11 protein-coding genes are annotated in these 14911 nt (G+C 69.6%); 4 read left to right on the forward strand and 7 right to left on the reverse strand.

Features of this window, described 5'->3' with window-relative positions:
* Nucleotides 1–93: 93 nt before the first annotated feature.
* Entirely contained in the window at nucleotides 94–540 is a 447-nt protein-coding gene (locus ACSMXV_RS22640; protein ID WP_473173139.1) for an ATP-binding protein, read from the reverse strand.
* A 214-nt stretch (nucleotides 541–754) separates the two neighbouring features.
* Between ACSMXV_RS22640 and ACSMXV_RS22645 the strand changes: the two genes are divergently transcribed.
* Together ACSMXV_RS22645 and ACSMXV_RS22650 are read left to right on the forward strand one after the other, a co-directional pair.
* Complete coding sequence (locus ACSMXV_RS22645; RefSeq protein ID WP_473173140.1) at nucleotides 755–1600, forward strand: helix-turn-helix domain-containing protein; 846 nt, start codon at nucleotides 755–757, stop codon at nucleotides 1598–1600.
* A gap of 11 nt (nucleotides 1601–1611) precedes the next feature.
* The gene (locus tag ACSMXV_RS22650) at nucleotides 1612–1800 is read left to right on the forward strand and encodes a DUF397 domain-containing protein (RefSeq protein WP_473173141.1); all 189 of its coding nucleotides are present in this window, start codon (nucleotides 1612–1614) and stop codon (nucleotides 1798–1800) included.
* Here the strand turns inward: ACSMXV_RS22650 and ACSMXV_RS22655 are convergent.
* From ACSMXV_RS22655 to ACSMXV_RS22680, 6 genes are all read right to left on the reverse strand, one after another.
* A complete protein-coding gene (locus ACSMXV_RS22655; protein WP_473173142.1) occupies nucleotides 1794–3242 on the reverse strand; it encodes an FG-GAP-like repeat-containing protein in 1449 nt (482 codons plus the stop codon). The two genes, ACSMXV_RS22650 and ACSMXV_RS22655, sit on opposite strands and share 7 nt — an antisense overlap.
* Nucleotides 3243–3367: 125 nt before the next feature.
* The gene (locus ACSMXV_RS22660) at nucleotides 3368–4843 is read right to left on the reverse strand and encodes an FG-GAP-like repeat-containing protein (protein ID WP_473173143.1); all 1476 of its coding nucleotides are present in this window, start codon (nucleotides 4841–4843) and stop codon (nucleotides 3368–3370) included.
* A 237-nt stretch (nucleotides 4844–5080) separates the two neighbouring features.
* The gene (locus tag ACSMXV_RS22665; protein ID WP_473173144.1) at nucleotides 5081–6526 is read right to left on the reverse strand and encodes an FG-GAP-like repeat-containing protein; all 1446 of its coding nucleotides are present in this window, start codon (nucleotides 6524–6526) and stop codon (nucleotides 5081–5083) included.
* A 304-nt stretch (nucleotides 6527–6830) separates the two neighbouring features.
* The gene (locus ACSMXV_RS22670) at nucleotides 6831–8339 is read right to left on the reverse strand and encodes an FG-GAP and VCBS repeat-containing protein (RefSeq protein ID WP_473173145.1); all 1509 of its coding nucleotides are present in this window, start codon (nucleotides 8337–8339) and stop codon (nucleotides 6831–6833) included.
* A complete protein-coding gene (locus ACSMXV_RS22675; RefSeq protein ID WP_473173146.1) occupies nucleotides 8339–9739 on the reverse strand; it encodes an FG-GAP repeat domain-containing protein in 1401 nt (466 codons plus the stop codon). The genes ACSMXV_RS22670 and ACSMXV_RS22675 overlap by 1 nt, the downstream gene beginning before the upstream one ends.
* 191 nt (nucleotides 9740–9930) lie before the next feature.
* Nucleotides 9931–12198: a heterodisulfide reductase-related iron-sulfur binding cluster gene (locus ACSMXV_RS22680; protein WP_473173147.1), complete on the reverse strand. Its 2268-nt coding sequence runs from the start codon at nucleotides 12196–12198 to the stop codon at nucleotides 9931–9933.
* Nucleotides 12199–12622: 424 nt separating this feature from the next.
* On the opposite strand from ACSMXV_RS22680, the gene ACSMXV_RS22685 reads away from it, so the two are divergent.
* Complete coding sequence (locus ACSMXV_RS22685) at nucleotides 12623–14131, forward strand: tyrosine-protein kinase domain-containing protein (protein WP_473173148.1); 1509 nt, start codon at nucleotides 12623–12625, stop codon at nucleotides 14129–14131.
* Nucleotides 14128–14706 (forward strand): arsenate reductase/protein-tyrosine-phosphatase family protein, encoded by a 579-nt coding sequence (locus ACSMXV_RS22690; RefSeq protein ID WP_473173149.1) that lies wholly within the window; start codon nucleotides 14128–14130, stop codon nucleotides 14704–14706. The genes ACSMXV_RS22685 and ACSMXV_RS22690 overlap by 4 nt, the downstream gene beginning before the upstream one ends.
* Nucleotides 14707–14911: the final 205 nt, after the last annotated feature.

A 14911-nucleotide genomic window follows, 5' to 3' on the forward strand; every position in this document is an offset into this window, starting at 1 on the left:
CGTGGGCTTTGCGGCCGAGCTGTGACATCCCTTACGGGGACCCTCCGGGGGACCTGGGGGAACTCTGGGGGATTTCTGGGGGACGCGAGAGGCTTACGCCGGGCTTACGTCAGGGGTTACCGGACTCGCCCCGAGTTCACACCAGACGTATTTGCCCGAGCCGCCGCCGTACCCCGGACTGACCTGGAACCAGCCCCAGTCGTCTGCGTACGCCCGCACGAGCCGGAGCCCGCGGCCCGCCTCGGCGGCGAGCGGTGGCGCGACGGGCGCCTCCGGCGGCGCGGGGTCCGTGTCCCACGCCCCCAGCCGCAGGGCCCCGCGGGACCGCCTTAGTTTCAGGGCGGCGGGCCCTTTCGTGTGCCGGATGGCGTTGCTCAGCAGCTCGGAGGCGAGGAGTTCGGCGGGTTCGAGGAGGGCCGGGAGGTGGTGAGTGGTGAGGATGTCGCGAAGGGTGCGGCGACCGATCGCCACGGCGCGGGGGTCGTGGGGGATGTAGAGGGTGTACTCCCACGGTTCTTCTTCGTCAGCGCATTCAGGCATACGGAACTCCGGTGGAGGAGGGGAGTTGAGGGTGAGCGGCGGAGTCGGGCGGTGGCTTTGTCGCGGCCGGCATGGCAGGGCGGGGCGGTGCGCATCCGGGGTCCCGGCGTTCCGCAGCGTGTGCGTCGCGTCACTAAAAGTAGGGGAGCAGCTTGACCCGGGTCAAGCTGCTCCCCGATTATTGTGTCCTCAACTCGCGTGAAAGCAGGGGCACATGGTCGCAAGGAGCGTCATCACGGTGCGGCAGGAGCGCCTGGGCAGGGAGCTTCGCAAGCTGCGGGAACAGGCGGGACTGGGCCTTCGGGAGGCGGCCCGCTCGATGGGAATCAACGAGGCCAAGCTCTCCAACGTGGAGTCGGCGCGCGTCGGCGTGAGTGCGGAACGCGTTCGGTTCTTGGCCAGTTATTACGGAGCTGGGGATACCCCGCTCGTCGATGCGCTGGCGGTCATGGCGACCGAGCGGGCGCGCGGTTGGTGGGAGGAATACCGCGGCCAGCTCTCGAGGGGTTTCCTCGATCTGGCGGAACTGGAGCACCATGCAAACCACGTGAGGTCGTTCGAGCTTGTGTTCATCCCTGGTCTCTTGCAGACCGAGGAGCATGTTCGGGCCGTCTACGCCGAATCCACCTGGGGGATGGCTGAGGAGCAACGTGAGCTTCGTACGCGGTTCCGTTTGCGGCGCCAGAAGATCCTCGACAGAGACGACCTCATGTACGAGGTGGTGATCCATGAGGCGGCTCTGCGTATCAGAAGGGCTGACCACGGTGTTGCCCGGCGGCAGTTGCTGCACATCCTCGAGCAGTCCGAACGACCTCACGTCACCGTGCGTGTGGTGCCCTTCGACCTGGACGGCTTCAATATGGGCTATTCGCCGCTGATCCTGGGCGGCCGCGTCCCGCAGTTGGACACCGTCCTGATGGATACCCCGCACGGGGGGAACCTCCTGGACGCAGAGGCGCAGCTCAACCGGTACCGGCGGGCGTTCGTCCACGTGCAGAAGTCAGCGCTGGGCGTCGTAGAGTCGAGGGACTTCATCCACCGCTTGGCTCAGGACGTCTGAAAGGCCCCGACATGGCAGAGGCCCTCGTATGGCAGAAGTCGTCGTTCTCCGGTGATGACGAGGACGCCGACTGCCTGGAGCTCGCCGCCCGCCAGGGCATCCCCCTGCTCCGCGAAAGCGACGAGCCCGGCACGGTGTTGGTAACCACCCGTTCCGGACTCGCCGCTCTCATACGTCACCTGCGCGACGACCGCTACTGAAGCATCCGGCCGCCGAACCCCGGGTAGCCGGACGTCGAGACGCCCGCGGACGAAGCGCCGAAGGCGACCGCGTTGTTCGTGGTCACGCCCGATGACGAGCCGCGCAGGCTCCACAGGGCGCCGTCCGCGCTGTTCTCTCCGTCGGCGCCGACGGAGAGATCCGCGTGGCCGTCGCCGTTGAGGTCGGCGAGGCGTACGGCCGAACCGAAGTGGTCGTTGTCCTCGGCGGCGCCGGGAACGCCGGCCGTGTCCTGGTGGAAGGTCTTCGCATCGGTGGTGGACAGCCCGGTGGGCGCGCCGCGGAGCACGGTGACGGCGCCGGTGAGCGTGTCCGCGCCGATGGTCTCGTAGAACGCGGAGACGGCCGCGTCGGCGCGTCCGTCGCCGTCGATGTCTCCGAGCGAGACGGCGTACCCGAAGTAGTCGCTCGTCTCGTCCTCGCCCGGGACTCCGGACGTGTCCTGGTCGATGGTCTGCGACGCCTCGGTGGCGATCCCCTCGGCGCTGCCGAGGTAGGTGCTGATGGAGCCGCCCTCGTTGCCGTCCAGGCCGCCCCAGTACGCGCTGGTGACCACGTCGTCGTGGCCGTCGCCGTTGATGTCGCCGACAGCTGCCTCCATGTCGCTCTCCAGTACGGCCTGGAAGGCGAGTCCTGAGGACGAGCCCAGGTACACCAGGGTGCCGTCGTACTTGGTGGACGTGTTCGGGAAGTACGTGCCGTTGGCGATCAGGTCGACGGTGCCGTCGCCGTTCACGTCGCCGGTGAGGAGGGAGACGGCGCCGTGGTCGGTGCCGGTCTGGAGAGGCGTGGTGAGCTTGTACCTGGACGCGGCCCCCGAGGACTTGGTGAAGCCACCGTTGTGGATCCAGATGTCCTTGCCCGAACTGCCCACGGCCAGGTCCGCCTTGCCGTCCCCGCTGAAGTCGCCCACGGCGAGCGACTGACCGAACCAGTCGTGGGCCGAGGCGGCGGGGTCGCCGATGGTCCGTCCGCCGGACAGGCCGGACGCGCTTCCCCAGACGACGACGGCGGTCCCGCCGTTGGTGTCGTCGCCGACGTCCTCGCCGGGCGCTCCGACCACGAGATCCGCGTACCCGTCGTTGTTGAGGTCGCCGGAAGCGAGAGCAGAGCCGAAGAAGTCGTTCGCCTCGGCCGTACCGGGGATCCCACTCGTGTTCTGGGTGAGGACCGTGCGTCGGGAGGCGCTGACGCCGGACGCCGAGCCGTAGTTGACGACCACGGCACCGGCGTACTTCGCGCCGCCTACGGTGGCGCGGGTGGCCGCCGTCACGAGGTCCCGGTAGCCGTCACCGTTGAAGTCGTCCGCGTACTTGGCGGCGGCTGCGGCCGGCGGGGCCGTCGCCCACGTGAGTAGCCCGCCCGTCAGGGCGACCGCCGTCGCGGCGGCCAAGGTCGTGCGCAGGGGGTGCCTTGTGCTCATGTGTCTCCTGAAGTGGGGGGGATCGAGTGATGTGTGGGGCACTCGGCCGGTTCGTACCGGCGCTGGTCTACGGGCCGGGCCCGCACCCGGGTGGGGGTGCGGGCCCAACCAGGCAGCGACGTACGTCAGTTGGCGGCATTCGCGCCGAAGAGCGGGTACGCGTCCGTCGAGACGCCCACCGAGGTCGCAGAGAGGGAGCGGGCACCGGTGGTGGTGATCTTGGTGCCGTCGGAGGGCAGGTAGACCACCGATCCGTTACCGGTGTTCTCGCCGTACGCGCCGACCGTCAGGTCCGCCTTGCCGTCGCCCGTGACGTCGGTGAGCTTCACCTCGCCGCCGAACGCGTCGTCCTTCTCGTCCGAGCCGGGGACACCGGCCGTGGACTGGGCGAAGTACTGGTAGCCGGAGGCGGTGTTCACGCCGGACTCCGAGCCGTACAGGACCGTCAACGCGCCCGTGTTCACCACACCGTTCAGGTTCTCGCCGGGCGCGCCGACCACCAGGTCCGTCTTGCCGTCGCCGTTGATGTCACCGAGCGACAGCTCGCTGCCGAACCAGTCGCCGCGCTCGGAGGAGCCAGGCACGTTGCCGCTGTTCTGGGTCACGGCGACGGTGGTGGCCGGGCCGTCGGCGGAGCCGTAGATGATGTGCACCTTGCCGCCGGTGGACGACTCGGGGACGGACGGCTCACTGCCGTCCTTGGACGGGTCCCAGTCCTGACCGGTGACGATGTCGCCGAAGCCGTCGCCGTTGACGTCGCCGATGCCGGTGATGACGCCCCGCTTCAGCTCCTGCGCGTACGCCGCGTCCAGGCCCGAGGCCGTGCCGGGCACGTAGAAGTTGGTGTTGTAGCCGTAGTTGCTGTCGGTCTCGTAGCCGTCGACGACCAGGTCGGTCCGCTTGTCGCCGTTGACGTCACCCGCGGTGAGCATGAGCGTGCCCGAGTCGCCACCGGAATGGATGTCCGTCGTGAAGGAGTAACGGCCACCGTACGTACCCGACTTGGTGATGCCGCCCTTGAAGACGTAGACCGAGTTCGACGAGGAGCCGACCGCGAGGTCCTCCGTGCCGTCGCCGTCGAAGTCGCCCGCGGCGAGCGCCTTGCCCCAGCGGTCGTGGGACGAGACTGCCGGATCCTTGATCGTCGTGGCACCGGACAGACCGCTCGCCGAACCCCACACGATGAGAACGGTGCCGCCGTCGGTGTCGCCGTCCACGTCCTCGAGGTCCGCGGCCACGGCGAGGTCGTCGAACCCGTCGGCGTTGAAGTCGCCGTACGCGCTCATCCAGCCGAAACCGTCGTTGGTCTCGGCGGTGCCGGGGATGCCTGTGGTGTTCTGGCTGATCGTGGCGCGCTTCGTGGACGTCACGCCGTTGGCCGAGCCGTACAGGGCGACGATCTGGCCGGCGCCCTTCTTGCCACCGACGGTGGCTGAGCCGGCGGAGTACGCGACATCGCCGTAGCCGTCGTTGTTGAAGTCCGCCACGGGGTGGTGGACGGAGTCGGCCGCCGTCGCCGTCACGGCCGAGAAGGTGAGCAGACCGCCCGTCAGCGTGGCCGCGGCGGCCGTCGCGAGGGCGAGTCGCAGGTGCTTGTGCATGCGGGTTTCTCCTGCTGCATGCGGGGATGCCTGGTGCGGCATCCGCAGTCGATGGGGTGCGTTCCGCCCGTGTTGCCAGGAATTCGCCGGAAGTTGGCGCAGGGTTCACGATGGCGGTCGGCGAACAGGAGACTCACGCCGGGGCCGAAGGGTTGTACGTGGCCCATGAATTTATTCGTGCTGCTGGGGTTGTTGGGGCGTGGCGCGGCCACCTGCCGACCACGCCCCCCTTCCTGGTCAGCCCGCGAGCACGTTGCCGAAGTACGCCAGGCCCGAAGGGCCGCCCAGCGTCGTGCTGTTGAAGGACTTCGAACCCGTGGTGGTGATGCCGGTCGAGGCGGCCTTGAGGTGCCAGGCTGCGCCCGCGCCGTCGTTCTCGCCCATCGCGCCCACGACGAGTTCCGTACGGCCGTCGCCGGCCGCGTCGACGAGGCGGACCGCGTCGCCGAAGTGGTCCTCGGACTCGGCCGTGCCGGGCACGCCCGAGGTGTTCTGGGAGAAGGCCTTGGCGCCGCTGCCGGTCAGGCCCGACGCCGAGCCGCGCAGGACGACCACCGAGCCCGCGCGCCTGGCCGAGCCGATGGTCTCGTACGCGACGCCGACCGCGATGTCCGCGTACCCGTCGCCGTTCACGTCGCCCGCCGCCAGGCTCCAGCCGAACGCGTCGCCCTTCTCGGCGGTGCCGGGCACGCCGGTGGTGTCCTGGTTGATACGGACGGGGGTGCGGGAGCTCAGTCCGGTGGACGCGCCGTACGTCACCGTCACCGCGCCGCCGAGGCCGCCGTTGGGCTCGCTGGCCGACTTCTCCATGAAGTTGCCGGTGACGATGTCTCCGTAGCCGTCCTTGTCGACGTCCGCGATGACCGCGTCGTAGCCGCCCGCGACCTTGCTGCCGGCCGTCAGGCCGCTCGCCGAGCCCCTGTAGAGGACGCCGCGGGTGCGGTAGCCGCCGGTGATCTCCTGCTGGCCCATGACCAGCAGGTCCGTCGTGCCGTCGCCGGTGACGTCACCGGCGACGATCTTGTCGGTGTTGATGCCGGTCTGCTCGTACGTGTCGATGCCGACGAGTTCCGTCGCCGCGCCCGTGCGGGAGATCGGGCCTTTGAAGATGTTCAGCTCGGGGTAGGCGAGGTTCGCCGCGGCCAGGTCGGTGTCGCCGTCCCCGTCGAAGTCGCCGGTGGCCACGGACCAGCCCAGCTCGTTGAGGTTCTCGGGAAGCGGAGAGGTCAGATTGGTCGCGGTCTTCAGGCCGTCGGCGCCGCCCCAGACCACGGTGATCGTGCCCGAGTCGCCGGTCGAGCCGATCTGCTCGCCGTGCACGCCGACGACCAGGTCCGTGTAGCCGTCGTCGTCCAGGTCGCCCGTGGTCAGGCGGTCGCCGAAGTAGTCGTACGACTCGGGGGTGCCGGGGATGCCGGTGGTGGCCTGGCTGATGATCTGGCGCTTCGAGGTGTCGAGGCCGCTCGCTGTGCCGTAGACGACGGCGACGTAACCGGCGCCGGACTTGGTGGCCACCTTGGCGATGGGCGCGGCGATCGCGAGGTCGCGGTAGCCGTCGCCGTTGAAGTCGCCGGAAAGGCCGGAGGGGGCCGCCGAGGCGGTGGTGGCCGAGAAGGCGAGCAGACCGGCCGTCAGCGTGGCCGCGGAGGCCGTCGCGAGGGCGAGTCGCAGGTGCTTGTGCATGCGGGTTTCTCCTGCGGCATGCGGGGGCGCCTGGCGGGCGCCCGCAGTCGATGGGTGCCGAACCACCCGGGTTTGCCCGGGGTTCATCCGCGCTTTGCACGGCGGTCGGCGATCAGGAGACCGATGGGACCGGGTGACGGTTGTAAGGAAGTTCGGAGTTTTCTGTGGCCAGAGGGGTGTGTGAGGAGGAGGTCGGCCACCCCGCACTCGGTTGTCGGCCACCCCGCACACCCACGCCCTGCGTGCCGAGCACCGTTCCGTTACGCGACCGCCCCCGACTTGGCGGACTGGCGGTGGACGCGTCCTACGTGAGCCGGAGTGAGACGCCGACGTCGGCCGGCGTGAAGAACTGGACCTGCTGTGGGTCGAGCCCCTTTTCCGTACCGCGCAGTACCAGGAACGCTCCCCGCCGCTTCTCGTACAGCGGCCCGAAGACGATCACGTCGGAGCGGCCGTCCCCGTCGACGTCGAGCAGCGGCGGCTGATGGTGGAACGCGTTCCAGTAGTGCGGGTTGGGGGTGCCGGGCAGGCCCCCGGTCTCTGCGTCGACGGACTGCTCGCCCGAGGCGGACGGCACGCCCGCCGAACTGCCCGGCAGGAGCGTGACCTTGCCGTCGTGCCTCCGGAAGTCCGGGGTGTTCACCACGACGTCGGGCCTCTTGTCGCCGTTGACGTCGCCGACGGCGGGCGTCGATCCGAAGTCGATACGGCGCTTTCCAGCGATGACGGTCGCCTCCCGGCCCGTGCCGAGGCCGGACTTCGCTCCGTACATGATGGTGAGCGCCCCACCGCTGCCGGGCATGTCCGCGGGGGCGACGGCGAGTTGGGTGGGCAGCAGCAGATCGTCGGTGCCGTCGCCGTCCGCGTCGCCCGTGGCCGGCGTTCGGGGGCCGTCGAAGGTGGAAACGGCCTCGGCGATACGGGCCTCCGGGCCGCCGACGCGCACGAGGCCCTGCTCGCTGCCCTCGTAGTACGCGACGGTGTGCAGGTCGGAGGGTGCGTTCTCGTCCTCCTCCGCGTCGAAGCCGTAGGTGAGGACCACTTCGGCGCGGCCGTCGGCGTCGAAGTCGCCCGTCGTGGCGGAGGACGGGGCGGCGTAACCGTGCTGCCCGAGATCGAGATCGGCCGTCCGCTCCGGCTTTCCCGAGCGGCCGAACGGTCCGTAGAGCAGGCGCCCGGCGGTCGCCGATTTGCCCCCCATCGGCGGGCCGGAGCCCTTGGTGCCGGCATCCAGCACATCGGCCGAGCCGTCGCCGTCGAAGTCCGCGACCGCGAGCGGCCGGGTGTCCTGAGGGACGTCGAGCGCCTTGGGCGTGTCCAGCCCGCGCGCACCGCCGTACATGACGAATACCTGCTGGCGCGGCGATGTGGCGTCCGGCGCCGACGGGCCGCGGCTGCCGACCAGATCCGTGAAGCCGTCGCCGTCGAGGTCGGCGCGGAGAAGGGGACCGGTGAACCATGCGTCGTCGCCCGAGCCCGCGGGGATGCGCACCGCCCAGTCGGTGTTGAGACCCTTCTTCGAGCCGTACACGATGACCAGGGTCGTCTTGGACCGCTTGCGGTCGCGGTCGGTGGCGGTGACGACGTGGATGTAGTCGTCGTACCCGTCGCCGTTGAAGTCCCCGGGATCCGGGTCGGCGGCGGGCTTGCCGGGCGGCGGGGTGCCGTTGGACTCCCGGGCGTCAGTGCCGCCGTCACCGTTACCACCCCCGCCACCGCCGCACGCGGCGAGCGCCATGGCGCAGCACAGGGCGACCGCGCACCGTCTGACCGCCCTGCGCTTCTCCGCTTGTCTCCGCGGCCTCCGCGTCATCAGGATCCCCCCAGGAACTCGGCGGTGGAGAACGTCACTTCCGGCTCCACCGCGATCAGACCGTTCTTCCTCCCCGGAAAGAGCGCCACCGTATCCTTCGTCTCCCCGCGATACGTCCGTACGACGAGATCAGCCCGTTTGTCCCCGTCGAAGTCGGCGACGGCGAGGAGCTGGGTGGAGCCCGGCGCCGCTGGTGCCACGGTGACCGCGCCTGCCGCCGAGAGACCCTTCGGGCGCCCCTTGAAGATCTGCAACCGGTCGCCGCCGACGACGAGGTCGCTCAGCCCGTCGCCGTCGAGGTCACCGGCCGCCAGGACTGCGCCGGCTCCGGCGTTACCGGACCGGGCAAGGTTCTCGCGAAGCGTGCCGGGCACGTCGTAGCGCAAGGCGATCCCGTCGCTCGTGCCGATCGCGGCGTCCATGCCCCGGCCCTTGCCGAAACGGCCGAACGCCACGGTGGAGCCCGCCGGGAACACGACGCCGGTACCGGTGGGGCCGGCCGGACCCCCGAGGACGAGGCTCGACGCCGACTCGGGGGAGGCGGTGGCGCGCACCAGCACGTCGTCGTAGCCGTCGCGGTCGACGTCGACGGAGGGCCCGACGGGGGCGTTCCCTGGCGCGGCCAGCGGAGTGCCGGCGGCACGGGGGGAGCCCTTACGGCTGAAGGGCCCGCGCAGATAACTGATCCGGCTGTCCGACGCGTGTACGACGAGGTCCATGGCCCCGTCCCCGTCGAAGTCGCCGCACACGGGCTGGTCGGGCCAGTCGTTGCCGAACCGGGCAGGGGCGGGGATGCGCACGGTCACGGCCTTGCCGGCCAGACCCTTCGGCGAACCGAAGAGCAGCTGCAAGGGCACCGGCGGCTGCCCCTGACCGTCGTACGGCGGGTCGGTGGAGACGACGAGGTCGGTGAAGCCGTCGTCGTCGAGATCGCAGGAGGCCTCGGCGTCGAAGGCGGCGGGCAGCTGCCCCTTGGTCGGCGCGGCGTACTCGGCGGGGCTCAGCAACTGTCGCGCACCGGGCACGAGTCCCTGCCCTCGCCCTTGCCCGCCGCCGTACACGACCCCGATGCCGGCGTCGTCGCCGTGCAGCTCGTCCGGGCCCTTCACCAGGTCGTTGAGGACGAGATCGCGGTGCCCGTCGCCATTGAAGTCGTCGGCGACGCGGCTGCCCTTGCCGCGGGGGACGGGCAGGCGCGGGGTGCCCCCGTCCTTGCCCGGAGCCCTGGAAGCACCAGCGGTCCTGGTCGCGGGCTGATGCTTCGTGGCGGACCCGCCGTCGTGCGCGAGTTCGCCGCAGCCGGAGAGCAGAAGGGCGCAGCTCAGGACGGCGGTGGTGGCTCGCAGACCGATGTGGCGGTGGCGCTGACTTCTGCTTCCTGCGCTCGGTATACGCACCATCCACCTCAAAGGCATCGGCATTACGGAGAACAACAACCGGCTCATGATGCTCTTGTTTCACCGGCCACGTAAGGGCAGGGCGGACAACGAGGCACCAGGCGGCACCAGGAGGCATGCGAAGGGCCGGGCCCCAGACGGGAACCCGGCCCTTCGCGTTGCGTACGAAGCGTACGGAACGGTACGAACCTCGCCTACTTGACGGGCTCCGGCTCCGGCTCGCTCTCCGCCTCGGCCTCGCCCGCCGGGTCGACAGGCGTCTTCACCGAGTCGAGCAGCAGCTGGGCCACGTCCACGACCTGCAGCGACTCCTTGGCCTTGCCATCGTTCTTCTTGCCGTTGACCGAGTCGGTCAGCATGACCAGGCAGAACGGGCAGGCGGTCGAGACGATGTCCGGGTTGAGGGACAGGGCCTCGTCGACGCGCTCGTTGTTGATGCGCTTGCCGATCCGCTCTTCCATCCACATCCGGGCACCTCCGGCGCCGCAGCAGAAGCCGCGCTCCTTGTGGCGGTGCATCTCCTGCTGGCGCAGGCCCGGGACCTTGTCCATGATCTCGCGCGGCGGCGTGTAGATCTTGTTGTGGCGGCCCAGGTAGCAGGGGTCGTGGTAGGTGATCAGACCGTCGACGGGTGTGACGGGGATCAGCTTGCCCTCGTCGATGAGGTGCTGCAGCAGCTGCGTGTGGTGGATGACCTCGAACTCGCCGCCGAGCTGCGGGTACTCGTTCGCGATCGTGTTGAAGCAGTGCGGGCAGGTGGCGACGATCTTCTTGGCGGACTTGGGCTTCTTGGTGCTCTCGTCCTCGTCGTCCTCGCCGAAGGCCATGTTCAGCATGGCGACGTTCTCCTGGCCGAGCTGCTGGAAGAGCGGCTCGTTGCCCAGGCGGCGGGCGGAGTCACCGGTGCACTTCTCGTCGCCGCCCATGATCGCGAACTTGACGCCCGCGATGTGCAGCAGCTCCGCGAAGGCCTTGGTGGTCTTCTTGGCCCGGTCCTCCAGGGCGCCTGCGCAGCCGACCCAGTAGAGGTAGTCGACCTCGCTGAGGTCCTCGATGTCCTTGCCGACGACCGGCACCTCGAAGTCGACTTCCTTGGTCCACTCGAGACGCTGCTTCTTGGCGAGCCCCCAGGGGTTGCCCTTCTTCTCCAGGTTCTTGAGCATCGTCCCGGCCTCGCTCGGGAAAGCGCTCTCGATCATGACCTGGTAGCGGCGCATGTCGACGATGTGGTCGACGTGCTCGATGTCGACCGGGCACTGCTCCACGCACGCACCGCAGGTGGTGCAGGACCACAGCACGTCCGGGTCGATGACGCCGTTCGCCTCGACGGTGCCGATCAGCGGCCGCTCGGCCTCGGCGAGCGCCGCGGCCGGGACGTCCTTCAGTTGCTCCTCGGTCGCCTTCTCCTCGCCCTCCATGGTCTTGCCGCCACCGGCGAGCAGGTAGGGGGCCTTGGCGTACGCGTGGTCGCGCAGCGACATGATCAGCAGCTTCGGCGACAGAGGCTTGCCGGTGTTCCAGGCGGGGCACTGGGACTGGCAGCGACCGCACTCGGTGCAGGTCGAGAAGTCCAGCAGGCCCTTCCAGGAGAACTGCTCGACCTGGGAGACGCCGTAGACGTCGTCCTCGCCCGGGTCCTCGAAGTCGATCGGCTTGCCGCCGGACGTCATGGGCTGGAGTGCGCCCAGCGCGGTGGAGCCGTCGGCGTTCCGCTTGAACCAGATGTTCGGGAAGCCGAGGAAGCGGTGCCAGGCGACACCCATGTTGGTGTTCAGCGAGACCGTGATCATCCAGATCATCGAGGTGCCGATCTTGATCATCGCGGTGAAGTAGATGAGGTTCTGCAGCGCACCGACGCTCAGGCCCTTGAAGGCCAGGACCAGCGGATACGAGACGAAGTACGCGGCCTCGTAGTGCTCCACATGGTGGATGGCGCCCTCGAGACCGCGCAGGCCCAGGATCGCCAGACCGATGGTGAGGATCACGTACTCGACGAAGTACGCCTGCCAGGCCTTGGAGCCCGCGAACCGGGACTTGCGGCCGGCCCGGGAGGGCAGGTTCAGCAGCCGGATCACGATCAGAACCAGGATGCCGACGACCGTCATCAGGCCGATGAACTCGATGTACATCTCGAACGGCAGGAAGCCGCCGATCACGGGCAGCGTCCAGTCGGCCTCGAAGAGCTGCCCGTACGCCTGGGCCAGCGTCGGCGGCAGGGTCAGAAAGCCGATCGCGACGAACCAGTGCGCGAAGCCGACGATCCCCCACCGGTTCATCCGGGTGTGGCCCAGGAACTCCTTGACCAGGGTGATCGTCCGCTGCTTGGGGTTGTCCGTGCGGCTGCCGGCGGGCACGGGCTGACCGAGCGTGATGAACCGGTAGATCTGGGCGACGGCTCGGGCAATGAGCGCAACGCCGACCACGGTCAGCACCAGCGACACGATGATCGCGGCGAGTTGCATTTGGGGGCTCCTCGGGCCTGCGAGGTGGTGCTTCAGCGGGGTGCTTCAGCGGATCTTCAGTGATTACTAAGCAGTAACTTATGCAGTCCGTCTGAGACTACCCAACATATGCCGCCGCGCTGTAGTCGCGCGGGCGGTGATCTGCGTCGCTGAGGCAGACCTTCCCAGGCGGTCGGCCTGTCAGCCGACGGCCGCAGTAGCTACCCGCGCGGCCCACGTGACGCGGCAATGCCGACAAAGTGCGCAAGGCTGTACACCGCACTCCGCAACGACCGCTCCCCGATGTCGAACCGCTGATGTTGACGTGCCCTCGAACGAGTGGCTCCCGCGGTCTGAGTGGCTCAACTGTCTATCCTCGCCGTGCACATAGGGAATAAACCAACCCTTTCTAAGACCATTTCTTCAGCCCTGTGAGGGGTGGACGTTGCATCTCCGTGGTTTTCTCAAGGTTCTCGCCAGACGCTGGCCGACCGTCATGGTCTGCCTGGCGCTCGGCGCCGGGGCGGGCCAGGCCGCCACCGAGCTGAGCACGCCTGTCTACGAGGCCAGCACTCAGCTCTTCGTCGCCACCCGCGCCGGTGTCGACACCACCCAGCTCAACGAGGGGCAGAGCTTCTCGCAGGCACGCGTCAAGTCGTACGCGTCGATCGCAGCCACCCGTCAGGTGACCGCACCTGTGGTACGTGAGTTGGGGTTGCACACCACTCCGGAGAAGCTGGCGTCCCAGATCAGCGCGCAGGCGCTCCCTGACACCGTGCTCATCGACATCACGGTCCGCGACACCGTTCCGCAGCGTGCCGCGCGCATCGCCAATGCAGTGGCGGTGCGATTCGGTGCCGTTGTCGAACAGCTGGAGGTGCCGAAGCAGGGGGCGGCGCCCGGCTCTGTGGTCGACGGCCCGCCCGCGGACGGTCAGCCGGCGAGCGGCCAACCCGCCGAAGCCGTCCCGGCGGCCTCGCCCGCCTCACCGGTCTCGCTCCGTGTCACCGAGCAGGCGAGCGCTCCCAGTGACCCCGTCTCGCCGCACCTCCTGCTCAACCTGGCCGCCGGGCTCATCGGAGGACTGCTCCTCGGCGCCGGACTCGTCGCCCTGCGCGAGACGCTCGACACGACCCTCAAGACCGCTGAGGCACTCAGCCAGCTCACCTCGCTGCCGGTCCTCGGCTCCATCCCGTTCGACAAGGACGCCACGAAGCAGCCGCTCGCGACCGGTGCCGCCAAGCACTCGACCCGCGCGGAGGCCTTCCGGAAACTGCGCACCAACCTGCAGTTCGCGCAGGTCGACGACCGGCCGCGGGTGATCGTCGTGACCAGCCCGGTACCCGGTGAGGGCAAGACCAACACCGCCGCCAACCTGGCGCTTTCGCTCGCTGAGGCGGGCATCGTGACCTGCCTGGTCGACGCCGATCTGCGGCGGCCGTGCGTGGCGCGCACCTTCGGCCTGGTGCAGAACGCCGGACTGACCACCGTGCTCATCGGACAGGCCCGCATCGAGGAAGTGATGCAGCAGGCAGGGAGCCGCCTCTCGGTGCTCACCAGCGGCGCGGTGCCGCCCAACCCGACGGAGCTGCTCGCGTCGGACCGGATGGGCGAGCTGCTGCGGGAACTCGCCGGGCGCTACGAAGCGGTGATCGTCGACACCGCGCCCCTGCTGCCGGTCGCCGACACCGTCGGCCTGGCCCCGCTCGCCCAGGGCGCGCTGCTCGTCGTACGTGCCTCGAAGACCGGTCGGGACCAGGTCCGCACGGCCGCCGAATCCCTGAGCCAGGTGGGCGTACGCACCCTCGGCACCGTCTTCAGCATGGCCCCGCTGAACAAGGGCAAGGGCTATGGCAATTACGGGAACTACGGCGATCTGCCCGCCCCCCGGCCGTCCGCCCGGCGCAAGGAAGCTGCCGAGCCCGCTCTGACCCACCTCGCGGGCGACAAATGACCCGGGTGCTCTTCGTCTGCACGGGCAATGTGCACCGCTCGGCGCTCGCCGAGCGGCTGCTCGCGGCCAGGCTCGCGCCCGCGTCGGCCGTGTGGCCGGAGAGCGCCGGCACCGGGGCGCCGCACCGCAGCGGCATGGAACGGGCCACCCGGCGGGTTCTGGAGGAACTGGGCGGCGACGGGGCCGGGTTCGCGTCCCGCCCGCTCACCGAGGACCTCGTCGGCGGGGCGGACCTGATCCTCGGGCTCGCACGCGAGCACCGGGAGGCCGCGGTGCGGATCTCACCGCTGGCGATGCGGCGCTGCTTCACGCTCAAGGAGTTCGTACGGCTCGCTGACGGGGCCTCCGCGGATGTGGTCGCGGAGGCCGCCGGCCGCAGGGGCTTCGTCGCCGCGGTCCCCGGCGCGGAGGACGACGTCGCGGACCCGTGGATGCAGCCGCTCGACGTCCTGCGCGAGTGTGCGCGGGAGATCGACGCGGCGGTGACCCGGCTCGCAGGGCTGCTGGACCCGGCATCTGCACGGACGCTCTCCGGTGTCGCGGCTGGGTGCCCCTTCGACGACAGGGCTGGGTAATACGGACCGCGCCTCGGGCGGGACCGTGGCACCCCAGGGGGCCGCGCCCTGACGGCCCACGGCCCCTGCGCCTGCGCCGGGGCACCTCTGTCCGGGCTTGCGATGGCCTGCCGGGCGATGGATCTTCGGAGGGCTCATGCAGGGACCTTCGGAGGGCTCATGCAGGGACCTTCGTACGGTTCATATACGGACCTCTGGACTCTCC

This window comes from Streptomyces sp. DSM 42067, from assembly GCF_055792885.1.